At 61.0% G+C, this 23,989-nt stretch carries 17 protein-coding genes; 6 read left to right on the forward strand and 11 right to left on the reverse strand.

Annotated elements, in window-relative coordinates:
• Positions 1-163: 163 nt before the first annotated feature.
• The gene (gene mscL, locus QRN50_RS05340) at positions 164-610 is read right to left on the reverse strand and encodes a large-conductance mechanosensitive channel protein MscL (protein ID WP_003399960.1); all 447 of its coding nucleotides are present in this window, start codon (positions 608-610) and stop codon (positions 164-166) included.
• A gap of 196 nt (positions 611-806) precedes the next feature.
• Between mscL and radA the strand changes: the two genes are divergently transcribed.
• The gene (radA, locus tag QRN50_RS05345) at positions 807-2,174 is read left to right on the forward strand and encodes a DNA repair protein RadA (protein ID WP_002555235.1); all 1,368 of its coding nucleotides are present in this window, start codon (positions 807-809) and stop codon (positions 2,172-2,174) included.
• A 6-nt stretch (positions 2,175-2,180) separates the two neighbouring features.
• Here the strand turns inward: radA and QRN50_RS05350 are convergent, their stop codons facing one another.
• Positions 2,181-2,549 carry a PilZ domain-containing protein gene (locus tag QRN50_RS05350; RefSeq protein ID WP_003399961.1) on the reverse strand — a complete coding sequence of 123 codons (369 nt, stop codon included), beginning with the start codon at positions 2,547-2,549 and terminating at the stop codon, positions 2,181-2,183.
• Between the two features lie 284 nt (positions 2,550-2,833).
• Between QRN50_RS05350 and QRN50_RS05355 the strand changes: the two genes are divergently transcribed.
• From QRN50_RS05355 to yjiA, 3 genes are all read left to right on the forward strand, one after another.
• Positions 2,834-4,909: a carbon starvation CstA family protein gene (locus QRN50_RS05355; RefSeq protein ID WP_011268932.1), complete on the forward strand. Its 2,076-nt coding sequence runs from the start codon at positions 2,834-2,836 to the stop codon at positions 4,907-4,909.
• Between the two features lie 27 nt (positions 4,910-4,936).
• Positions 4,937-5,134: a YbdD/YjiX family protein gene (locus QRN50_RS05360; RefSeq protein WP_003399964.1), complete on the forward strand. Its 198-nt coding sequence runs from the start codon at positions 4,937-4,939 to the stop codon at positions 5,132-5,134.
• 95 nt (positions 5,135-5,229) lie between these two features.
• Positions 5,230-6,207 carry a GTPase gene (gene yjiA, locus QRN50_RS05365; protein WP_096127117.1) on the forward strand — a complete coding sequence of 326 codons (978 nt, stop codon included), beginning with the start codon at positions 5,230-5,232 and terminating at the stop codon, positions 6,205-6,207.
• 105 nt (positions 6,208-6,312) lie between these two features.
• On the opposite strand, the gene glyA is transcribed toward yjiA, so the two are convergent.
• A complete protein-coding gene (gene glyA / locus QRN50_RS05370; protein ID WP_003419083.1) occupies positions 6,313-7,566 on the reverse strand; it encodes a serine hydroxymethyltransferase in 1,254 nt (417 codons plus the stop codon).
• A gap of 343 nt (positions 7,567-7,909) precedes the next feature.
• Here glyA and QRN50_RS05375 point away from each other — a divergent pair, with 343 nt between their 5' ends.
• Positions 7,910-10,648, forward strand: coding sequence for a HopW family type III effector protein (locus QRN50_RS05375; RefSeq protein ID WP_096127118.1), 2,739 nt, complete (start codon positions 7,910-7,912; stop codon positions 10,646-10,648).
• A 69-nt stretch (positions 10,649-10,717) separates the two neighbouring features.
• Here QRN50_RS05375 and QRN50_RS05380 read toward each other — a convergent pair whose 3' ends face one another.
• The 4 genes from QRN50_RS05380 to QRN50_RS05395 all read right to left on the reverse strand — a co-directional run bounded on the left by QRN50_RS05380 (position 10,718) and on the right by QRN50_RS05395 (position 18,218).
• Positions 10,718-12,169 carry an amidase gene (locus QRN50_RS05380; RefSeq protein WP_060409566.1) on the reverse strand — a complete coding sequence of 484 codons (1,452 nt, stop codon included), beginning with the start codon at positions 12,167-12,169 and terminating at the stop codon, positions 10,718-10,720.
• Positions 12,170-12,216: 47 nt separating this feature from the next.
• Complete coding sequence (locus tag QRN50_RS05385) at positions 12,217-13,152, reverse strand: SphA family protein (RefSeq protein WP_032611585.1); 936 nt, start codon at positions 13,150-13,152, stop codon at positions 12,217-12,219.
• Between the two features lie 97 nt (positions 13,153-13,249).
• On the reverse strand, positions 13,250-14,242 hold the full coding sequence (locus QRN50_RS05390) for a helix-turn-helix transcriptional regulator (protein ID WP_011268927.1): 993 nt from the start codon (positions 14,240-14,242) through the stop codon (positions 13,250-13,252).
• A 139-nt stretch (positions 14,243-14,381) separates the two neighbouring features.
• Positions 14,382-18,218, reverse strand: coding sequence for a sensor domain-containing protein (locus tag QRN50_RS05395; protein WP_060406340.1), 3,837 nt, complete (start codon positions 18,216-18,218; stop codon positions 14,382-14,384).
• 382 nt (positions 18,219-18,600) lie between these two features.
• Between QRN50_RS05395 and ettA the strand changes: the two genes are divergently transcribed.
• Entirely contained in the window at positions 18,601-20,265 is a 1,665-nt protein-coding gene (ettA, locus tag QRN50_RS05400) for an energy-dependent translational throttle protein EttA (protein WP_003399986.1), read from the forward strand.
• Positions 20,266-20,325: 60 nt separating this feature from the next.
• Here ettA and QRN50_RS05405 read toward each other — a convergent pair whose 3' ends face one another.
• From QRN50_RS05405 to QRN50_RS05420, 4 genes are all read right to left on the reverse strand, one after another.
• Positions 20,326-20,823, reverse strand: coding sequence for a GreA/GreB family elongation factor (locus QRN50_RS05405; protein WP_011268925.1), 498 nt, complete (start codon positions 20,821-20,823; stop codon positions 20,326-20,328).
• Between the two features lie 74 nt (positions 20,824-20,897).
• Positions 20,898-21,251, reverse strand: a complete 354-nt coding sequence (locus QRN50_RS05410; protein ID WP_003368687.1) for a lipoprotein — start codon at positions 21,249-21,251, stop codon at positions 20,898-20,900.
• Between the two features lie 133 nt (positions 21,252-21,384).
• On the reverse strand, positions 21,385-23,238 hold the full coding sequence (locus QRN50_RS05415; protein ID WP_003399991.1) for an Lnb N-terminal periplasmic domain-containing protein: 1,854 nt from the start codon (positions 23,236-23,238) through the stop codon (positions 21,385-21,387).
• Positions 23,239-23,300: 62 nt separating this feature from the next.
• Positions 23,301-23,789: a DUF3015 domain-containing protein gene (locus tag QRN50_RS05420; RefSeq protein ID WP_002555221.1), complete on the reverse strand. Its 489-nt coding sequence runs from the start codon at positions 23,787-23,789 to the stop codon at positions 23,301-23,303.
• Positions 23,790-23,989 lie beyond the last annotated feature (200 nt).

The raw sequence follows: 23,989 nt of genomic DNA on the forward strand, positions 1-23,989 counted from the left end.
GTCACCTTTTCGCCCCTCGGCGAGTCACTTTGATGGGGCCAAAGTGACCAAAGCCTTTCGCTCCGTTTCCGGCCCGACTTCGTCCTGTCACTTACGTCGCAATTTGCGTCGTCAGTGCCATCGTGGTTAGGGCCGATGGCCTGCAGGTGCAGGCCTTGCTCAATCAAAGCGTACGCGCAGGATCCACGGTAATGGGCGCTGCCGGTTTGCTCTGCTCTTTGAGCAGGTCGCGAATCTCGCCCAGCAGGATTTCCTGCTTGGAGGGCGTTGGTGGCAGGGTAGGGGCTTTGGCTTCTTCGCGTTTCAGGCGGTTGATGGCCTTGACGCCCATGAAGATCGCGAATGCGACGATGATGAAGTCGATGACGGTCTGGATGAACTTGCCGTACGCCAGCAGCACTGCCGGGGCAGTCCCTTGCGCGGGGCGCAGGGTGACGGCCAGGTCGCTGAAGTCGACACCGCCAATCAACAGGCCCAGCGGCGGCATGATGACATCGCCGACGAACGAAGAAACGATCTTGCCGAATGCCGCGCCGATGATAATACCGACAGCCATATCAACTACGTTGCCTTTGACCGCGAATGCCTTGAATTCCTTAAGCACGCTCATGGGGTAATTCCTTGTAGCAGATAAATTTGATCCGGATGAGTGTAGCCCAGACGTACTGCTGCCGCCCGTGCCACGTTCAATCGACCGAAGTCGTTCGCGTAAGTTTTATCCGGTTTTCAAAAGCAGTTGTCGCCGAGCGACTGGCAGGGGTTGCAACCTGCGTTATCATGGGCGTTTTTTAACGACTGGGGTTGTCATGGCCAAGGCCAAACGCTTGTACGGCTGCACCGAGTGCGGCGCGACATTTCCCAAGTGGGCGGGCCAGTGCAGCGAATGCGGTGCCTGGAACACACTGGTCGAGACCATGATTGAAAGCGGTGCCGCCGCGCCGCCTACCGGGCGTACCGGCTGGACCGGTTCCCAGGCGCAGATCAGGACCCTGGCGGAAGTCAGCGTCGAAGAGATTCCGCGCTTCTCGACCAACTCCACCGAGCTGGACAGGGTGCTCGGCGGCGGTCTGGTTGACGGTTCGGTGGTGCTGATTGGCGGCGACCCCGGCATCGGCAAGTCCACGATCCTCTTGCAGACGCTGTGCAACATCGCCCAGCGCATGCCCGCGCTGTATGTCACCGGTGAGGAATCCCAGCAGCAGGTCGCCATGCGCGCCCGGCGCCTGGGGCTGCCGCAGGACAAGCTGCGGGTCATGACCGAAACCTGCATCGAGACCATCATTGCCACCGCCAAGGTCGAGAAGCCCAAGGTGATGGTGATCGATTCGATCCAGACGATTTTCACCGAACAGCTGCAGTCGGCCCCTGGCGGCGTGTCGCAGGTTCGCGAAAGCGCCGCCTTGCTGGTGCGCTACGCCAAGCAGAGCGGTACGGCGATCTTCCTGGTCGGCCACGTCACCAAGGAAGGTGCACTGGCCGGCCCGCGTGTGCTTGAGCACATGGTCGACACCGTGTTGTATTTCGAGGGCGAATCGGACGGCCGCCTGCGTTTGCTGCGCGCGGTGAAGAACCGCTTTGGCGCGGTCAACGAGCTGGGCGTGTTCGGCATGACCGACAAGGGCCTGAAAGAAGTCTCCAACCCGTCGGCGATCTTTCTCACCCGTGCGCAGGAAGAAGTACCGGGCAGTGTGGTCATGGCCACCTGGGAGGGCACGCGGCCGATGCTGGTCGAGGTGCAGGCGCTGGTGGACGACAGTCACATGTCCAATCCGCGCCGCGTAACGCTGGGTCTGGATCAGAATCGTCTGGCCATGTTGCTGGCGGTCCTGCACCGACATGGCGGCATTCCCACTCACGATCAGGACGTGTTTCTCAACGTAGTGGGTGGTGTGAAGGTGCTGGAAACCGCCTCCGACCTGGCCTTGATGGCAGCGGTGATGTCCAGCCTGCGCAATCGTCCGTTGCCGCATGACTTGCTGGTGTTCGGTGAGGTTGGGCTGTCGGGTGAAGTCAGGCCGGTGCCCAGCGGCCAGGAGCGCCTCAAGGAGGCCGCCAAGCACGGCTTCAAGCGCGCCATCGTGCCCAAGGGCAATGCGCCGAAGGAAGCGCCGCCCGGCTTGCAGATCATTGCCGTTACGCGCTTGGAGCAGGCCCTGGATGCGCTGTTCGAGTAAGCAGGTCTAGAGTTCGATCAGTGCTGCCAGCTCGCGGTCCAGTTCGTCCTGATCGGCAAGGTTCAGCTCGATCAGGCGCCGCAGATGGCTGATCGACTCCAGCCCGATGTGCCGGCAGACGAAACCGAGTTGCCGGTTATGGTCGTGGGTGATTTGGACATCCATGTGCACGTACACGTCATTGCTCAGGCGAATATCGACTTCAAAGGGCTGCGCCGTATGGGCGGTCCATGACTCGGGTCGCTCGATCAGCAGGCCTTTCAGGGACAGGTCGAGCAGTTGAACCTTCCAGGTCTGATCGCCCTGTTTCAATTCGGTTTTGGCGTCGAAGGCAATGCGCTTGAAACGACGGCGATCTGCAGGTGAGTCGGTCATCGAATGAACTCTCTTGTTACCCGCCACGAGAGGTCAGCGGCAGGTCGTTATCTGATCGATTCTGTTGTCCATGCACGATAGACCGGAAAGCAATTACAGAACAGTTCCGTATCACGGTTTTGTGATCGGACCGCCATCTGTCGTGGCCATTCCAGCCCTCTATGCCGGGTATCTGCCGCAATTGATCAAAATTCGACCTAGACCTTGGTTGGGGGTGGTCTTTCGCTGATCCGGCGCTAAACTCGCATGGCTTGCCTTCTAGTCAACTCTGCTGGAATAAAAAAATGAAAAATAATAATAGTCTGATGCGCCATGTTCCCTGGCTCATCGTTGCAATTGTCGGGGCATGTGCCCTTGGGGTCGTGGCCTTGCGCCGCGGAGAGGCGATCAACGCCTTGTGGATAGTGGTCGCTGCGGTAGCTATCTACCTGGTTGCCTATCGTTACTACAGTCTTTTCATCGCCACTCACGTCATGCAGCTCGATCCGCTGCGCGCGACACCGGCGGTGGTCAACAACGACGGTCTGGACTATGTGCCGACCAACAAACACATTCTCTTCGGACACCACTTTGCCGCCATCGCTGGCGCAGGCCCGCTGGTCGGCCCGGTACTGGCAGCGCAAATGGGCTATCTGCCCGGCACGCTCTGGCTGATCGCCGGCGTGGTGCTGGCCGGTGCGGTGCAGGACTTCATGATCCTGTTCCTTTCCACGCGCCGTGACGGACGCTCGCTGGGTGACATGGTCCGCGAGGAAATGGGCCGTATTCCCGGCACCATCGCGCTGTTCGGCTGCTTCCTGATCATGATCATCATCCTGGCGGTGCTGGCGCTGATCGTGGTCAAGGCCCTGGCCGAGAGCCCGTGGGGCATGTTCACGGTCATGGCGACGATCCCGATCGCGATGTTCATGGGCATTTATATGCGCTACATCCGTCCGGGGCGCATTGGTGAAATCTCCATCGTCGGTGTCATTCTGTTGCTCGGTTCGATCTGGGTCGGCGGGATGGTAGCGGCGGATCCGACCTGGGGGCCGATGTTCACATTCACCGGTGTGCAGATCACCTGGATGCTGGTCGGTTACGGCTTTGTAGCCGCCATGCTGCCGGTCTGGCTGCTGCTTGCGCCCCGTGACTACCTGTCGACCTTCCTGAAAATCGGCACCATTCTGGCACTCGCGATCGGCATCCTGATCCTGGCGCCCGAGCTGAAAATGCCGGCCCTGACCCAGTTCACCAACGGCACAGGCCCGGTCTGGAAGGGCGCATTGTTCCCGTTCCTGTTCATCACCATTGCCTGCGGTGCAGTGTCGGGTTTCCACGCACTGATCTCCTCGGGCACCACGCCCAAGCTGCTGGATAACGAGAAGAACGCCCGTTACATCGGTTACGGCGGCATGTTGATGGAGTCCTTCGTGGCCATCATGGCGATGGTTGCCGCTTCGGTGATCGAGCCGGGCGTGTACTTCGCCATGAACAGCCCGGCTGCCGTGGTCGGCAGTGACGTGGTGACCGTCGCGCAGACCGTGTCCAGCTGGGGCTTTGCCATCACGCCGGAGCAACTGACGGCTGTGGCGAAAGACATTGGTGAAAACACCGTGCTGGCGCGGGCTGGTGGTGCTCCGACGCTGGCCGTCGGTATCGCACAGATCCTCCATCAGGTGCTGCCGGGTGAAAACACCATGGCGTTCTGGTACCACTTTGCGATTCTGTTCGAGGCGCTGTTCATCCTGACCGCCGTCGACGCCGGGACACGTGCCGGACGCTTCATGCTGCAGGACCTGCTGGGCAGCTTCGTTCCGGCCTTGAAACGCACCGAGTCGTGGACGGCCAACGCCATCGGCACCGGCGGTTGCGTGGCGCTGTGGGGCTATCTGCTCTATCAGGGCGTCATCGACCCGCTGGGCGGCATCAATACCTTGTGGCCGCTGTTCGGTATCTCCAACCAGATGCTCGCCGGTATCGCCCTGATGCTGGCCAGCGTGGTGCTGATCAAGATGAAGCGTCAGCGCTACGTCTGGGTGACCATGCTGCCTGCCGTCTGGCTGCTGATCTGCACCGTGACCGCTGGCTTGATCAAGCTGTTCGACGCCAACCCTGCGGTAGGTTTCCTGGCCCTGGCCAAGAAATACAGCGCGGCGGCCGATGCCGGTCAGATTCTGGCCCCGGCCAAGACCATGGACCAGATGCAGCACGTGATCTTCAACGCTTACACCAACGCCGGGCTGACCGTGCTGTTCCTGTTCGTGGTGTTCAGCATCCTGTTCTACGCCATTAAAGTCGGCCGTGCGGCCTGGAGCACCAAGGAGCGCACCGACAAGGAAGCCCCGTTCCAGGCCATGCCGCCAGCGTCGCAGGTGTGACGATGGTTACCCACAGAGGAATTGCCCATGTTCAATGACCTGAGTCGCCTCGGCAAATACCTCGGTCAGGCCGCGCGCCTGATGGTGGGCATGCCGGACTACGACACCTACGTCGAACACATGCAGAACACTCATCCGGACAAGCCGATGATGACCTACGAGCAGTTCTTCCGGGAACGGCAAGAGGCACGGTACGGCGGCAAGGCCGGTCCGAAGTGCTGTTGATCCGCTGATCTGCGTTATGGTTTGATCCGACGCGCCGCAGGCCATCACCTGTGGCGCGTTTTCATTTCAGCTGAATGCCTCACGCCAGGAGCCTTATGACTGAGTTGCAACCCATCCCCGTGACCGTGCTGACCGGTTTTCTGGGCGCCGGCAAGACCACCTTGCTGCGCCACCTGCTCAAGGCCGAACACGGCCTGAAAATCGCCGTGATCGAAAACGAATTCAGCGATGCTGGCATCGACAGCCAGTTGCTCGGCACCGACCCTGTACAGATCATGACCCTGTCCAACGGTTGCGTGTGCTGCACCATTCACACCGACCTGACCAAGGCGCTCTACCTGTTGCTGGAGCGTCTGGACAGCGGCGAAATCGCGTTCGACCGACTGGTGATCGAATGCACCGGCCTGACTGACCCGGCGCCGGTCGCGCAGACCTTCTTCATTGATGAAGAATTGCGCGAGCGTTACATCCTCGACGGCATCATCACCCTGGTCGACGCCGCGCACGCCGATACCCACCTGGCGCAAACCATCGCTCAGGCGCAGATCGGCTTTGCCGACCGGTTGCTGGTCAGCAAGCGTGATCTGGTCGACGACGCAGCCTTCGAAGCCCTGAGTGCGCGCCTGACCCGCATCAACCGCCGCGCGCCGATCCGTATCGTCGAGCACGGCAAAATCGACCTCGCCGAACTGCTCGACGTACGCGGCTTCAACCTCAACGCTGACCTGGGCGGCGGCATGATCCTGCGCCCGCTGGCCCCGGCCGGCAATTCCGCTGACCGCATCAGCAGCCTGGTCCTGCGCAGCGACAAACCACTGAATCTGGACCGCCTCAGCGAGTTCATGAATGAACTGCTCGAAGACCACGGCAAACAATTGCTGCGCTACAAGGGCGTGCTCAACATCGAAGACGAACCACGCAAGATGGTGTTTCAGGGCGTGCTCAAGCTGTACGGCTTCGACTGGGACACCGAGTGGGCCGAAGGCGAAAAGCGCGAGAGCGTGATTGTGTTCATTGCCGATGAATTGCCGGAGGAGAAGATACGGGCGGGGTTTGAGAAGGTATGCGGTTGAGAGGTCGGGCAGCGGCTGAGCTCCTGCCCACACAATGAACCGCCCAACAAAAAGCCCCGGCTCTCACGAGTCGGGGCTTTTGGTACTGCGTTTAAGCCAGGCTTATCAAGCGCCGTAAACCGGCAGCTTGGCGCAGATGGCTTTGACCTTCTCGCGAACCGCGTCGATCACGGCTTCGTTGTTCAGGTCAGCCAGGATGTCGCAGATCCAGCCGGCCAGTTCCTTGCACTCAGCTTCCTTGAAGCCGCGAGTGGTCACTGCCGGGGTGCCGAAGCGCAGGCCGGAGGTGACGAACGGGGAGCGTGGGTCGTTCGGTACGGAGTTCTTGTTGACGGTGATGAAGGCGCGACCCAGAGCGGCATCGGCGTCTTTACCGGAGATGTCCTGTTTGATCAGCGACAGCAGGAACAGGTGGTTCTCGGTACCGCCGGAGACGACGTCGAAGCCACGCTCGATGAACACGCCGGCCATGGCCTTGGCGTTCTTCACCACTTGCTGCTGGTAGGTCTTGAACTCAGGCTGCAGCGCTTCCTTGAAGCACACGGCCTTGGCCGCGATGACGTGCTCCAGCGGGCCGCCCTGGGAGCCAGGGAATACCGCCGAGTTCAGCTTCTTCTCGATCTCGGCGTTGGCGCGCGCCAGGATCAGGCCGCCACGTGGACCGCGCAGGGTCTTGTGCGTGGTGGTGGTCACGACGTCGGCGAATGGCACCGGGTTCGGGTAGACGCCTGCGGCGACCAGACCGGCGACGTGCGCCATGTCGACGAACAGGTAGGCACCGACCTTGTCAGCGATGGCACGGAAGCGCGGGAAGTCGAGGATCTGCGAGTAGGCAGAGAAACCGGCGACGATCATTTTTGGCTTGTGCTCGACGGCCAGGCGCTCGACTTCGTCGTAGTCGATCATGCCGTTGGCATCGATGCCGTACTGAACGGCGTTGTACAGCTTGCCCGAGGACGAAACGCTGGCGCCGTGGGTCAGGTGACCACCGTGAGCCAGGCTCATGCCCAGAATGGTGTCGCCGCCTTGCAGCAGGGCCAGGTAGACCGCCGAGTTGGCTTGCGAACCGGCGTGTGGCTGGACGTTGGCGTAATCAGCGCCGAACAGTTCCTTGGCGCGGTCGATGGCCAGTTGCTCGATAATGTCGACGTACTCGCAACCACCGTAGTAGCGCTTGCCTGGATAGCCTTCGGCGTACTTGTTGGTCAGGGCCGAGCCCTGAGCTTCCATGACGGCCGGACTGGTGTAGTTTTCCGAGGCAATCAGCTCGATGTGTTCTTCCTGACGCAGAGCTTCTTGCTCCATGGCGGCAAACAGATCGGCGTCGTACTTGGCGATAGTCAAATCACGGCTGAACATGGCAGTCCTCAAGGGGGCATGGCGGAAAAGGCGGCTATTCTACCCCATCGGGTTTTATCTGGCATATGAAAGGCAGTCATCTTGACCAGTGACCGCGTTCACGCGGGTTTCGACCAGGCCTGAAAATCATGGTCGTGCTGCAGGCGCAAGGCTTGTTCTGTGTGGTGCCCGGCCGCATGAGATGGTCAAGATCAATTTAGTCATCGGCGGCGTGAACCGGGCACATCCACTCGCAATTTCAGCGATCACGCACCGACTTCCCCTTAATTACCGGAACCGTTCCGGGCCGGACGACACTCAGTCGGTCTGTTGCCCGTACCCACCGACAATAGGGAAAACGCCCATGATGCCCTCCCAGATAACGCGCTCCTCTCATTCCTCATTGCCGGACGTTGCTCCTGCGTCCTCCGATGCCACCGGCGTTTGTGAGCGAACCCCGCAGCAGGCTCGTACCGTGGCGTTTTTTGCCTCCGGCGAGCTGGCTGTGGCATTTGGTCGCACCTCGACCGCGCCAGCGCAGGACTCTGTACGTCTGTTGTCTGCTCTTCAGCGTGAGCTGGACAAACAGCAGCCGTCCTGGCCCACAGTTGCCCAGCTCTGCCAAAGCCTGGCCGAGGTCGCCACGACCGAGCAGGGTTGGCACCAACTTGCCGGCGAGGATCAGGCGCCGGCGCTGAAAGACCTGCTTGACCGCTGTATTGGCCGGCTGGCCGATATGCCTGCTTCTCATGCATCTCACGACTCACTGTCGCTGGCCTGCGAGGGGCTCAGGACGGCGCGGCTGCACCAATCCGTCGCTCGTTTGACTGCCCGCCCGCCCGCTCTGGCCCGGGCGATTCCGGATCTGCTGGCGTTGACTCATCTGGATCCCGAGACGCTGGGCGCAGAGCCCCCCGTTGTTTCGTCTTACACGCTCTTCAGCCATTTCGTTCACACGGCCAAGCAGCGTACTGCGGAGTTGAATGACAGCCTCCAGCGTCAACCCGAAGCGGTCGTCAGTCTGCTGCGCTCACATGCCGACACGCTCAATGACCTGGAGACGTTGCCCGGCACATTGCAGGCATTGACCGAAAATTGCCAGGACGCGCCGGCCTGCAATGAATTGCGCGAGCTGGCGGAAGTGGCGGGGGCGCTGTTGCAGATATTGCGCGAACACGACATTTTGCAAAGGCTGGAAGCAATCTCCATCGAGCCAGGCGAAGCACCTGCACCTGGCCATGAGGCTGCCGAGCCCCGGCTGACGAGAAGCCAGGCATTGCTCAAGGCCGGCGGCAATCTGGTGCGCAAGTTTGATGCCTATGGGGCGCTCGCGCCAATGGACGACAAGGGGTTGCTGGCCTTGATGCGCACCCCGGCGCCACACCTGTCGCCCGATCAGATGCATGCCTTCCTGAACAAGCATGTGCTGCATCTCACGCAGGAACAACGCGATATCGTCAGCAATACCCCGTTGCCCTTCGCCCCTGAAGGAGACATCGAGGCCCGGTGCGGCATGGGGTTCGATGAAAAACTGCGGTTGGCGCTGGCCAACGGTTCGCTGGTATTGAGCGAGGAGCAACTGGCCCGTATTGGTCATTTGCCCAGTGCTGCTACCACGACGTCCGACGTTGTGAAGACGCTGCTGGAAAAACCATCGTCGGCGCTGAGCGAAGCCGAGCGTGACATGTTGGGCGCAATCGTTCAGGCCAACGGCCAGGGTCAACTCGACGCCTGGCGCGCTCACAACGAACAGTTGCCTGCAGTGTTGAGCCGCTCGGGGCTACCCTCTGATGTGAAAGACGAGTTGCTCAGCCTTAACCAAAGCATGAATGCCGAACTGGGCACGCTCAAGAACGGTGCCTCGTTCAAGAGTCGCATCCTTGCAAGTCCGGCGATGCTGCTCGCGCTGGCACCCTTGCCACTGGCCGTGGCGTTCGTCAGCAAGGACAACTCCTACAGCTCATCGCTGGTTGCCCACTTCACCAAGAACGCAGTGTTCATGGCTGGCCTGATGATGAACGAGCTGACCAACGCGCGGACCAATGTCGATCACGGCCTGAACCGCTACTTCGTCACCGTGCTGGCCAACGCCATCGTGGCGCAGCCCACCTTTTCCAGGAACGAACACCTGCTGGAGCAGGTCGGCTTCGGTATCGCAACGGCCGTGGCATCGGGCGCAGCCACGCTGGGCGTATTCAACCGCGAATCGATCGTCGCCGCCTTCAAGCTCGCCAAGAGCAAGCTTTCCAGGCAAGACACCGGGAACGCCAGCATCCCGGAGGAAGACCATCTTGCCGTGGTCAGGCATTTCGACGTCAGCGAGCATTTTGCCCAGCAGATGAAAGTGGCGACCGAATTGTACAAGCAAGACAAAAGCATCACCGACATCATGAACTCGAGCCTGACGTACCTGGGCACCAAGAGCAGCGAGTTCCAGGCCAGGTTCGAAAGCGCCGATGCCCTGCGCGCAGGTCTGCCACTGGCCGAGGGGGAGCGCAAGGCGGACCCTGACTTCTACACCAAACTGGGCCTGGTGGCCCTGACGGCGAGTATCGGTGCGGCGCTGGTGATGTTGATGAAAAGCATGGTCGGCAAAGCCGATTACGCGGCGGACGGCGTCTGGTGCGTATCGGAGATGCTCAAGCTGGCCATGAACCCTGAAGTCGACATGCAAAAGGCGGTTCAGGTCTTCAAGGAAATCGTCGGCCTGAATCTGGTGATGACAGGGTTTCTGGGCGTCAACAAAGTCTGGAATTTTCTCGACAAGGGGATCAAAGGCTATGCCTCCGGTGCTGCGGTCCTGACCGCAGCCAACCTCACGCTTCCCGGTATGGTTGGAGAAGTGGCTGGCGCAGCAGCCGGCAAAGGCTTGAGCTACCTGACTGACAAAGGCAAGGCGGCGCATCAGGCTGGCAGGGCGGCTGCGTCCTGGGCCGGGAATTACGTCGGCACCTCGCGTCTGGGGAGCGCGGTCGGCACCCTGCAAACGGCAATTCCGGGCAGGATCGCAGGCGGGCAGGTAGTGGCGGGTCTCTACGACCGCTTCCGGTACCTGACCGGGTCGCACCCGACGCCGGCACAGCAAGCGGCTGGCGAGCCATAAGCCTGTAGCCGGCAGACCGCCGCCTGCAACGCAGGCGGTGGTCTCGCCACCGCCAATAATCCCTTCGCATCAACCCGCACAAGCGTTTAGCGGCGGCCTGCGTGCGGCCCACGGCTGGGCGCGTTCCAGTTGCCCGGCGAGGCTCAGCAAGGTCAGTTCGTCGCCAAACCGCGCGGCGAAGTGAGAGCCCAGCGGCAGCGAATCGGCTGTCCAGTAGAGGGGCACGGACATGGCCGGCTGGCCTGTCGCGTTGAAGATCGCCGTGTAGGGCGAGTAGCGGTGCGAAAGCGCGATGAAGTCCTGCAGGGAGCGGCTGTCGTCGTCGAAGGCCAGCTCCCCCAGGCGGGGCGGCGCGCGGTTGAGCGTCGGGGTGAGAACAATGTCGTACTCTTCGAAGAAACCGGCCATCGCCCGGCCCAGTGCATGCATCGATTCGACCGCGGAAATGTAGCGTGTTGCAGGCAGTTGCCCGCGTTCGCGCAGAATCACGCGGGTGCGCGGCTCCACTTCGTCCATGGCCACCGGGAAACCGCGCATTTTGCCCAACAGATCGAGGTAGCCCTGGGTGTGTGAGCCGATGATGTCGAACGTCGCATCGAGGAATTCAGGTAACTGAACCGGCAACGTCGCCGGGACCACGTAATGCCCGAGCGCCTCCAGCAAGGCCGCAGTGTGTTGCAGCGCAGCCAGGGCTTCCGGTTCGGCCGGCCAGGGTGATATTGCCGAGATCAAGGCGATTTTCAGGCGCCTGGGATCGCGTCCTGCAGCGTGTGCAAAGGGCGTCGCTGGCATGGGCGCCGCATAGGGAGCCCCCAGGTCACTCCCGGCAGTGGCATCAAGCAGGGCGGCGCTGTCGCCTACCGACAGGGTAATCGCATGAGCGGTGCTCAGGCCTGCCCAGCCCTCGCCGACCATCGGGCCGGACGGCAGCAGGCCGCGCGAGGGCTTGAAGCCGAATACGCCGCAGCAGGAGGCCGGTACGCGAAGCGAGCCGCCGCCGTCGTTGCCATGAGCGAAGGGGATGGCGCGCGCCGCAACCAGAGCGGCGGCACCCCCGCTGGAACCGCCCGCGCTGTGCTGCAGATTCCATGGATTGCAGGTCGCGCCGAAGCGTTGCGATTCGGTGCTGTAGGACACGCCGAATTCAGGGGCGGTGGTCGTTCCGATCAGTTGGCAGCCGGCCTGGCGCAGCCGGCTGACGATTTCGCAGTCGATGTCTGAGCGAAACTCGCCCAGCGCATGCGAGCCACTGGTCATCCGTGCTCCGGTCATCGGGGTGAACATGTCTTTCACCAGGGTCGGTACGCCTGCCATGACGCCCTGTCTGACGCTGCTTCCGCTCGCCTGGCTGCGCGCCTGCTCGTAAAGCCTTTCGCTGACGGCGTTCAGGCCGGGCTCGACCTGCTCGACCCGCGTGATAGCGGTTTCCAGCAGCTCGCCGGGGCTCACCTCGCCATTGCGTACCAGTGTTGCCAGGCCACGGCCGTCCAGCGTATTGAATAATTCGTGCAGGTCGTTCATCGATCGTCTCCAGGATTGAAAGCGTGTCGTCGCGGTGCGCACGCCACTTAAAAGCTGATGCCGGTACGCAGCGCCACGGTGTAGCCCTCGGCACGGTTGCGGGCGTCGAACTCCTTGTAGGCGTGCAACCAGATGGGCGGCAGACCTGAGCCGGGTTTGAAGTAACTCACTGCAGGGCCTGCGGCGAGTACCCGCGCGCGATTGCCGCGGGTCAGCCCCGGCGCGTCGTCGTCCGACAGCTGCCGGTAGTAGTAGCCGCCGATGCCGACGGTCCAGTCGCCGACATGCTGGCCCACTGCAAACTCATGCCGGTACTCAACGCCACTGCGGTAATCGGTGTCGGGGTTACGCGCGTTTATATCGATCTGGAAACTCGAGGAAACCTCGAAGCCGCCGGGTGACACGTAGGTCGCATTCAACAGCGGAGAGACCGTCCAGTGATGGGTGCCAGGGCTGACCAGGCGGTTTTTGTCATAGTCCCCGGTGGGCGCCTGAATCATCAGTTGGGTATTGATGCCCAGCCCCGGCCCGAGCTTCCAGTCCAGGATGATCGGCACCACTTGCAGGTCCGCCTGGCGAAACAGCGCTGCGCTGTCGCTGACTACCCGTTGCCCCCCGACGTTCACGCCCAGGTCTGCATCCATCTTGAAAAAGATCGGCACCACCGCGAAACCATAGCGGGCCCCCAAAAACGCCTGATCGGTCATTCGCAAGTAGGCGAGGCCGATCGCCAGGACGTTGATCTGGAAGTCGTTGGGGCTGTCATTGCCGTGGCTGTCCTTGATGACATCCGCGTGGTAGTTGCTGATGCGCATGCCGACGGTGCCATTAGGGGTGTTGGGCGGCATGAAGCCTGCGCCAAAGTCGAAAACGCCAGCGGCTGTCGTGGGCGCCGCATTCTCGGTGGCGCACGCTGTGGACGATAACCACAGGATCGCCATGGCGAGCCCTGAAGCGCTGAGAAAGTGGTTTTTTAATGACATCGGTAAGTGCCTTGTTATTTTTATGGGCGAGCACAGCCCTCCCTTGCGGGGTGGCAGTTATTGGAAAAACCGGAAATGGGGATAGAGCGCGTTGGCGTCAGCCGTCAGTCAAATGCAGTAACTGGGCGATCTGCGCTTTACGGGTGACACCGAGCTTGTTGTAGATCTTTCTCAAGTGGTGCCGGACGGTGCAGGGCGACATACCGATGTTGCGTGCAACTTCCTTGTACGTCTGTCCGACCGCAAAGCCTCGGGCGACCTGAAGTTCGCGCGTGCTCAACAGTTCCAGGCTGCTGCGTCGGCGCGCCGTCAATAGAACGAGGTCGCCCACCGGCTGCGACGTGATGTGCAGGTTATGGCTCGAATAGCCCGCTTGAGGGTTGCACTGTCGGGGCAGACGATTGGACGGCCTGTCGGGCCATTCCGAGGCCAGCATCGACGCGAACGCAGGCTCCATGGAAAGCAGCACGCCGTAACGATCACTCACCGCCATGGCGGTCTCATCGTAGGCCCCCTGCGTTTCCCGCAGGGTCGTGAGCGTGCGCAGATAACTGGCCTGTTCAGCGGCGATCAGATGCGGCATCAGCCACTCGATCAGGCGTTTGTCCAAGGGCGAAAAGGGCGTGTGGTCGGCCGAGCGAAACAGCGTCAAATGCACGCCCTGCTGGGTGTGCGGGTCGGTCAGGACTATGCCCAGCGCGAAGCAAAGGTCGTACTGGCGTCCGAGGTCGGCAAGCGCGGGAGGGGCATCCGCTGCCGTGCAGTGAATGACCTGACAGACGCCCTGGGTCTGATGCATTCTGCCGACGCTGGCATCCGAGGTCTTGAGTTGCTCCCACTCGGCGGCGTAACCGGAGGGCAGGCCGAGCAAAAAGGAACTGTGCTCGACGGGCCAGTTGTCACGCCAGGTGGATCTGCCCCACCAGGCCTTGTCGAACTGCACCAGCGCGCGCACCCGCTCAAGTGCCTGTTGATGAAACGTGGAGATAGACGCACTGCTGACCTCGGTCTGAAGCGCGAGAATCACCTTGTTCAAGGCTTCCACGACCTGCCAGGAAACACTGTCCAGGGACGTTGTATCGCTGATCATGCTACCCCCTTGTGTTCTTTGTTATGGGTAGAGCGCTCGCTGTCGTCGACGCTGTGCGAGGCAGTGGCTCAAGTCTACTCATATTCAAGGGTTCGGCTATCGTTCAAATGGACGATGGCGACGTTGCGAGAACTGGCCCTCAATCCAGCATGAACAACGCGTCGTTGCTGAATTGCGCTTCGAACTGGGCAGGTGGCATCGGGCGGCCGAACAGGTAGCCCTGGACTTCGTCGCAGTCGTGTTCGCGGAGAAACTCAAGTTGCTCGTGGGTCTCTACGCCTTCGGCGATCACCGAGAGGTTCAGGCTGTGGGCCATGGCGATGATGGCGCGGGCGATCTGGGCGTCCTGCTCTCCGGACGGCAGGCCATCGACGAAGGTGCGGTCGATCTTCAGCACGTCGATCGGGAACTGTTTGAGGTAGTTCAGCGACGAGTAGCCGGTGCCGAAGTCATCGACGGCGATACTCAGGCCGAGGTTCTTGAGGCCATCGAGTATCTGCATGGCCTCGTTGACTTCGCGCATCAGGATGCTTTCGGTCAGCTCCAGTTCCAGACAGGCGGGTGACAGGCCGGCCTGTTCGAGTATGTGGGCGATGCGTTTACCGAGCTGACCGTCCGAGAACTGCCGTGCCGAGATGTTGACCGACACCTTGGGCACGCGAACCCTGGCCTGATGCCAGTGCTTGAGTTGACGGCAGGCTTCGGCCAGGACCCAGTCGCCGACTTCCACGACCAGCCCGAGCTCTTCGAGCACCGGGATGAAGTCGTTGGGCGGCACCAGCCCGCGGCGCGGATGGCGCCAGCGCAACAGGGCTTCCGCGCCCGTCAGGCGTTTGCCGTCGCCGCTGAACTGCGGTTGGTAGAAGAGGGTGAACTCCTTCTGCTCCAGGGCGTGGCGCAAGTCGCTTTCCAGCTCCAGACGCTCCAGCGCGGTCGCGTTCATGTCGGCCTGATAGAACTGGAAGTTGTTCTTGCCGCGCTCTTTGGCGTGATACATCGCCGTGTCGGCGTTCTTCATCAACTGACTCAGTTCCTTGCCGTCCTGCGGGCTGAGTGCGATGCCGATACTGGCGGTCACAAAGAACTCGCGGCCTTCCAGCACGAACGGCGTGATCAGGCTGGTCAGAATGCGTTCGGCGACGTGAATGGCGCGATTCAGCGCCGCTTCACGGCTTTCATCCGGTTCCAGCAGCAGGGTGAACTCATCACCGCCCATGCGGGCCACGGTGTCATCCACCGACACACAGGCGAGCAGCCGCGTGGCCATTTCCTGCAGCATCCGGTCGCCCGCGGCATGCCCCAGGGAGTCGTTGATCGGTTTGAAGCGGTCGAGGTCGAGGAACATCAGCACGACCCAGGCCTGTTGGCGCTCGGCGTGCTGCAGCGCCGAATGCAGGCGATCCTGGAACAGGGTGCGGTTGGGCAGGTGAGTCAGCGCGTCGTAGTAGGCCAGACGGTGGATACGGTCCTCGCTGGCCTTGCGTTCGCTGATATCGCTGAAGAAGCACACGTAGCTGGCCAGATCGCCTTCGTCGTCGAGGACTGCGGTAATGCCGACCCAGGCCGGGTAGTGTTCGCCGTTACGGCGCTTGAGCCGGATTTCACCTTCCCACGTGCCTTGTCCGTTCAACTGCCTGAGAATGTGGCGCAGGCGGGTTTCCTGTTCTGATTCCACGGTGAGCATGCCCGGCAACTGATCGAGCACCTGAGCCACTTCATAGCCACTGACACGGGTAAAGGCCTCGTTGGCCTGCACGATATAGCCGGCGGGGTCGGTAATCAGGATGGCGGATGTCGAATGCTCGAATACAGTGGCAGCCATGCGCAGGTCTTTCTCGGCCCGACGCTGCTGACTGATGTCCCGGCCCACGCCGAAGATGCCCTCGAAATTGCCGTGTTCGCCCCACACCAGCACCACGCGCAGTTCCACCGGGATCTTGCGACCGTCGGCACGCAGGCAGTCGAACAGGAACATTCGGGTGGTGACTTCTTCGCGCAGCCTGGCGAGTTCCTGAGGTTTGTCGAGGACCTTGTCGATGCGGCTCATGAGCGCATCAAAACCGACTATTTGCTGGGGGTTGGCAATCGCGGCGGACCAGCCGTTCTGTATGATCCACTCGGCGCTGTAGCCCAGCGCACGTTCTACCGAAGGGCTGACGTAGTTGACTGCCAGCCGGCCGTCGGTGGAGAAAATCACGTCACTGATGCTTTCGGCGAGCATGCGGTAACGCTGTTCGCTGTCACGCAGCGACTGGCTGGACGCGACCTGCTCGGTAATATCCTTGGCAATGCCGATGATGCGGGTGACCCGGTCTTCTGCGTCCCAGGCCAGTGCCTGTTCGCGAATGTCGAAGCTCCGCCAGTTGCTCTCGCGGTCCCGAAAGCGCAACACGCTTTGCAGTAATTCATTGTGCCCATGGTGACGCTGGCGCAGGCGCATGTCCTGATAGTGTCGGGCGTCGTCGGGGTGCAGCAGGACTTCCCAGAAGAACTCGCCCATGGCGTGCAGTTCTGACTTGCTGTAACCCAGCGTGTAGCCGAAGTGGTGGTTGCTGTAGATCACCCGCTGGCTGAGCACGTCCTGAACGTACAGATGGTCGGGAACGGTCTGGACCACGTCGGACCAGAAGCTCTCGCGGTCCAGCAACGACAGCTCGACCTGTTTACGGCTGGTGATATCACCAATGCTGAGAATGACGGCATCGAAGTCGCCGCGTGTCTCGGGCAGGCGCATGACCAGCCACAGGTGCTGATCCTGACCGCCTGCACGGGTCAGGCAGATTTCCAGTTCCAGTCGCGGCTGTCCGGCGAGAACCGCCTGAATGATCGGAATGCCGACCCCCGGACGCGAGCGCGATTCACCCTCGATCAACGGTTGCCATGCCTGTTCGCGGTGCTCGATGTCCAGCAGGCTCAGAGCGACTTCGTTGAGTTCGCTGATGCGCAATTGCTGCAACAGGCGTTTCAGGGAGGCGGGCTGGCTTTTGAGCAGACGCTCGAAGTCCTCGCCGTTCCTGACCTCGAGTGCTTCCAGTTGTTCCTGCAGGCCGGACATGTCCATGACACAGATTGCGACGCCCGCGCCCTCGAAGATATCCCGGTAGCGGCGTCGGCTTTGCAGCATCTGGCGCTGGCGTCTGCGCAGGCTCATCAGCGCGATCAACGGCAGGATCGACAGCAGCACGCCGATCAGGCACTTGCCGATCAGCGGCGCAAGCAGTTCGCTGCGGGCCTTGTAGGTGTCGAACAGCCCCCGCAGTTGCCAGTCACTGTTGCTCAGCGGCTGAAGCAGAATGGTGTCGGACAGGCCACTGTCCGCGTCGTTGGCGGCCACCGGTTCATGGAGAATGACCCGCTGCGTCTTGCGCTGTTCGAGACGCCACAGGTACTGAAAGTCCTGAGCCGGCTGGCTGGCAAGTTCCTTCAAAGCGTCGGGCGCCACGCGCAATGCCCAGTAATCGCCGCTCACGCCGTTGCCCAGGCGAATCAGTATATAAATCTGGTTGCCGTCTTCGGAGTTGGTATAGAAGTAGGGGCGACCTCGCGCCTGTTTCATGGCCCGTCCGAGAAACTCAGCGTCGCGCGAGGCCTCGGCGCTGTCACTGACAATCTCACCCGCCGGGTTCAGGCGGGCGACGCTGCGCAGCGCGGGCAGGGCAGTGCGCAGGTTCACCAGCGTCGTCGGCTGCTCCAGCTGCTCCCCGGAGGAGAGCGCCTCGTCCAGCAGGTTCATGGCGATCTGCGCCTTGAGCGCCATGTTCAGACTCATCCGGTCGGACAGCTGCACGCTGTACTCCAGACTGCGCTGACGCTGACGCTCCTGAGTCTGGTGAAACTGCTCGATCAGTTGCCAGAGCAACAGGGCAAGCACCACCAGAACCAGGCCCGCCAGCATGCCTTTCACTGACCCACGCAGAGGCCTGGTCGCACTGTCTGTAGCGACACTGGATGACGACAGAGGCGTTGAAGTGGGCAAATCGCTGTTCCTGACTGCTGGACTGAAGCAGTGATGCTTTATGTAAAATAGGCGGGTCGCCCAAAGAGGGCGGCTAGCATGCCTTTAGTTGTGGCAAAGTGCCAGTCCCGTTGGGCCGTATCGTTTGCCCTGCACGCAGCATTCGGGTAGCTTTGCGCAACGCGTGGTCTCCACCGACTCCTGCATGAGTGACTCCACTTTTTGCAATATCGATCAGGCTTTATATTTGCCAGCACTGCCCGACAGGTTTCCAACTGAGTTTATTCAAGGCTCGGAACGGTCCCGCGGCAAGTCTCAAGGACAAATAAAAGCTTTTTTCCGGCCGGAGCTTTAAGCTCGTTACCCAAATCGGTCCTCATTACAGACGCTAGGTTTTCATTTCATGGCTCAATACGTCTACACCATGCATCGGCTGAGCAAAGTTGTGCCGCCGAAGCGTGAAATCCTGAAAAACATCTCTCTGTCTTTCTTCCCCGGTGCCAAGATCGGTGTGCTGGGCCTCAACGGTTCGGGTAAATCCACGCTGTTGAAAATTATGGCGGGTGTCGACACCGAGTTCGATGGCGAAGCACGTCCGATGCCGGAGCTCAATGTGGGTTATCTGCCGCAGGAGCCACAACTTGATCCGAACAAGACGGTCCGTGAGGTCGTGGAAGAGGCGGTCAGCGTGATCAAGGACGCCCAGGCGCGTCTCGATCAGGTCTACGCCGAATACGCCGAGCCGGACGCTGATTTCGACAAGCTGGCGGCCGAGCAGGCCAAGCTCGAATCCATCCTGCAGGCCAGCGATGGCCATAACCTGGAGCGTCAGCTGGAAGTCGCCGCCGACGCGCTGCGCCTGCCGGCCTGGGATGCGAAGGTTTCGGTCCTTTCCGGTGGCGAAAAGCGCCGTGTCGCGCTGTGCCGCCTGCTGCTCTCCGCACCGGACATGCTGCTCCTCGACGAACCGACCAACCACCTGGATGCCGATTCGGTCGCCTGGCTGGAGCATTTCCTCCACGACTTCCCCGGGACTGTGGTTGCGATCACGCACGACCGTTACTTCCTGGACAACGTGGCTGGCTGGATTCTGGAACTCGACCGCGGCGCCGGTATTCCTTACGAGGGCAACTATTCCGGCTGGCTTGAAGCCAAGTCCGACCGTCTGGCGCAGGAATCCAAGCAGCAGACCGCGCACGAAAAAGCCATGAAAGACGAGCTGGAATGGGTCCGCAAGGGTGCCAAGGCGCGTCAGTCCAAATCCAAGGCGCGTCTGCAACGCTTCGAAGAAATGCAGTCGCAGGAATTCCAGAAGCGCAGCGAGACCAACGAGATTTACATCCCTGCCGGTCCGCGTCTGGGCGACAAGGTTATCGAGTTCAAGAACGTCACCAAGGGCTATGGCGACCGCGTGCTGATCGACAACCTGTCGTTCTCCATGCCCAAAGGCGCCATCGTTGGCGTGATCGGCGGTAACGGTGCCGGTAAGTCGACATTGTTCCGCATGCTGATGGGCAAGGAGCAGCCGGATTCGGGCAGCATCGAAGTCGGTGAAACCGTGCAGCTGGCCTGTGTGGACCAGAGCCGTGATGACCTGGACGGCAGCAAGTCGGTGTTCCAGGCTGTGTCCGACGGCTCCGATGTGATCCGTATCGGTAACTATGAGATTCCGTCGCGTACCTACGTCGGTCGCTTCAACTTCAAGGGCGGCGATCAGCAGAAGTTCGTCAAGGACCTGTCCGGTGGTGAGCGGGGTCGTCTGCACCTGGCGCTGACCCTGAAAGAGGGCGGCAACGTGCTGCTGCTCGACGAACCGTCCAACGACCTCGACGTGGAAACCCTGCGTTCACTGGAGGAAGCGCTGCTGGACTTCCCGGGCGCTGCCATTGTGATCTCTCACGATCGGTGGTTCCTTGACCGTGTAGCCACGCACATCCTGGCGTACGAAGACGATTCGCAAGCGATCTTCTTCGAAGGCAACTACACCGAGTATGAAGCCGATCGCAAGAAGCGTCTGGGCGAAGCGGCTGCCCAGCCGCATCGTGTGCGTCACAAAAAGCTGGCCTGATCAGCGTTCAGGCACGCGCCGCTCCTTGCAAGGAGCGGCGCTGCCGTTGGCTGGCCTGGCTCACGCGTCAGGTTCGATCAGCAGCACTTCAATCGACTGATCGCCCGCCGGGCGCTGCCACAACACTTCATCGCCTTTCTGCGCGCCGATCAGGGCGCGGCCCAGTGGCGACCCCCAATTGATCAGCCCGTTGGCTGCATCGGCCTGATCCTCTCCGACCAGATGCACGCGCTGGCGGTTGTCCTGTTCATCCGCGAACGTCACCCAACTGCCGATCTGCACTTTTTCGGTCGACACGGCCGGTGCAACGACCTGCGCGCTTTGCAGGCGCTGGTTGAAGTAACGCAGGTCGCGTTCCAGGTCGGCCAGTCGTTGCTTGTCCGCCGCTTCGCCCAACGCAGTTTGCATACTGTGCTGCGCCTGCAGGCTGCCGACGTGTTTCTTCAACAGGGTCAGGCCTTCGGCAGTGACGTAGTTGATCTGTGTGCTGACCAGCCGCTCTACCGGTTGCTCGGCCTCGGCGGCAGCGTTGTCTTCGTTTACGAATGCGCGGCTCATGAAAAGTCCTCCCTAATAGGCTTTGGGCCACAGCAGGACATCATTGGTTTCGTCGATTTTCCACGCTTTGCGGGTCAGTTCGGACGATAGGCCTTGGCGGCACTGCGGGTCTTTTCCTGCTCCCAGGCGCGATCACGCTCATTGAAGACCTGGCCAGGATCAAGCCGGTCGCGATTGTCCTGCGAGGTCTCGCACTGACGAAAGCCATCGGTCCAGCCCTGGGCGTAGAGCTTGTCTTTCAAGTAACGGGGTACGTTTTTGCGGAATTGGCCGGTCGTGGCGCCTGCTGCGTCCCTGCCGCTGCTGCAACCATCCTGATAGCCGTCTGCAAAGCCCGGCGGATAACCCTCGGCCAGCATCTGGTCACGGGTGGACTGACAACCCGCCAGCACGATGGCCAGCGACAACAACAGCCAATACCGCTTCATGGTGATTCCCTCTGCTTATGAGAGGAGTCTAGAAGGTAATTTGTGAGTTATTCGTAAAAGCGATGTAGGGAACGTGTAATGGCAGTGTGCTTTTATTTGCGCGACACACTGCCGGCCGTTTCCACCGACCCGGTCAGTAGTGATACCACTTCACCTCAAGCATCACTTCATTCTGCGGCGAGCTCATCTGGCTGAATTCGCGCTGGGCGCTCAGGCGCAGGCCGAGGTTGCGGGACAGCTCCCATTGCTGGTTGAGGCTGACGCTGCGGCGCACTTCGCCATTGGTGAAATAGTCGCCCTTGGCTTCCAGGCTCAGGTTGCCCAGCGGGTTGCGCCACAGCAGGCCAGTGTTAAAGCCCGCAGCGGGGGAGATGAATTCGGCGAAATCGTTGTTGTGCTCGACCCGCACCGTGCCCAGTGCAAAGCCGAGCATGTCGTCGGTCAGTTTCCAGGTGCCGCCGCCACCACCGTTGACATGGCTGACGAGGTTCTCGTCGCCATGCTTGCCGAGAACCCGCTCCAGGCCGCCGGTAACTTGCCATGACCAGGGTTTCAGCAGCTCGGTACGCGGAGTCAGCGAGCGAATGGTCGCCAGGTCCAGTTGCTGCACCTGCCAGTCGTTGCCTTCATATTGGCGCACCTTGAGCTGAAGGATCTCGATCTGCGCACCCAGCGGGAAGCCATAGGCGTTGTCGTTCAGGTCGTGGTAGGCCATGCGCAGGCCATATTCGGCAAACGCCTTGTCACCGCGGGTGCCCGCTCCCAGCTGCCAGGTACGTGATTCATGGCCTTCTTCCGGCAGGCCGGGGCGCGGGATGTCCAGTTGTGGCGGCGGGTTCTGATTGATCGCCTGCAACAGCTCGAAGCTGCGTTGCGAGCGCTGCGTGTCGCGCTCAAGACCGTTGGCGCGGTAGCGTTCCAGACGGTAGGCGGCGTCCTGAATCAACGCGCGGCGTTCTTTGGGCTGCGCGAGGTACTCGCTGTTGTGCAGCTGTTTCTGATCGGCGCTGACCTTCAATACCCACTGTTGCTCGTCTGCATCGAGCGGTTCGGCGCGGCTCAGCAACTCGCGTTCGCGTGACGGGCGATAATCTATCTTCTCCACCAGCCCGGCGGCCTTGATCGCCTTGACCGTATCGGTCGGGATCGCGGTCAGGCCGAACTGATCGGTAAGCTTCAGGCCCGGGCGGGCGACCTGCAGCAATTCCAGCAGCCGGTAGGAGCAGTTTTCGTCGAAGAAGAAATAACTGAAGCGGATCTGTTTCAGCTCCCAGACGTGCTCGACCATGCGCCCGGTTTCTTCCGCAGTCAGGTTCAGCCGGTATTCCCACAGGTCGCGGTTTTCCAGGCTGCGGTATTCCGACAGTTTTTCCTGATACGGCACCAGCGCAAACAACCCCGGGTAGCCGCCTGCCAGACCTTTCCACGCGTACAGAATGCTGTTGTCCATGCCTTCGATGTAGGCACCGAAGTTGATCGCATAGCTCAAGAGTGTGGTGTTGTTGGTTTTCGCGCTGGCCGGGTCGATGCGCAGCAACGTATGGCCAAACATCGACGAGGGACTGTTGAGGTAGGCGGCCGGGAAAATCAGCACCGTGCTGTCCGGCGCCACATCCTTGTACCAGGCTTTGAATTCCTTGCAGTCCGGGGTTGGCAGGTCAGTCAGGTGCAACTGGTCGCGCAACCAGCGGGTACGTGCCGGGTATACGCACTGGGCGTGGGTCTGCTCGTTGGTCACGGGGGCGTAAATCGCCTCCAGCGTGGCGCTCAGCTCTGCCTTCGGGTCATGCGCACCGTCGGCGGCGAGAAAGAATTTCGGGTCTGTGACGTAGCTGCGCCAGCCACCGAGCTTGCCGGCCTCGTAGTGACCCAGGGAAATCCAGAACGGCTCATTGGCCAGTTGCTGCAAACGGTCAGCGCTGGCATGAGGTGCCGCAGATAAAGGGGCACAGACGAACAGCGCCAGCGATACAAGACGTTTGAGCATAGAGGGCAACTAATCAGAAAAGGGGATCCCGCCCTTTGCGAAGAAAGGGCGGGCGAGCGACTTTAAGCCTGGGTAGCGTACTTGGCCAGAGTCGGATCGTTTTTCAGAACATTCACAGTGTTGGTGTGGACGTCTTCGGCAGTGGCGTCGGCCTTGCTGAAGATTTGCGAGAAGTGCTCGTGGGTGACGGCGGCGAAGTGCTCGCGGTCTTCCGGTGCAACGCCCAGTACCACAGCGTAGGTCGTCAGTGCTTCGCCCTGACCCATGGCCATGTCCTTGGAGAGTTCATCCATCATGCCGTTCATGGCAAGCCAGGATTTACCGCCATAGGTCAGTGCGCCGTTGGTGGAGCAGCCGTTGGTGCCGGAGGTCATGCCGAAGGTGGCGTTACCCGAAGTACCGTTGGTGGTCGAAGCCAGGAAGTGAGCTGGAGTACCGCGTTGACCTTCAAACAGCATGTTGCCCCAACCGCAGTCAGGGCCGCCTGGTGCTTGAGCCATAGCGTTGATCGATACAGCGGCGAAGAGCGTTCCAAGAAGAATCCGTTTCATAGCTTTTTCTCTTTTTAGTTCAGCCAAGGGTCGAGTTTCTTGAGTCGTTACATCAAGACAGATGGCCAGCCAGCAACCACCTGTTCAGTTTGGAGTTTAGGCACGTTCCAAGGGTTCCGTGAGTGATTACAGATTATTACCTGAAAACGGCTTTTTTCAGGACGCGGCTCCTGGCGGCAGACACGCAAATGCTTTTCGAC

Source organism: Pseudomonas sp. MEJ108, assembly GCF_030208985.1.
Classification (GTDB): Bacteria; Pseudomonadota; Gammaproteobacteria; order Pseudomonadales; family Pseudomonadaceae; genus Aquipseudomonas; species Aquipseudomonas fragariae.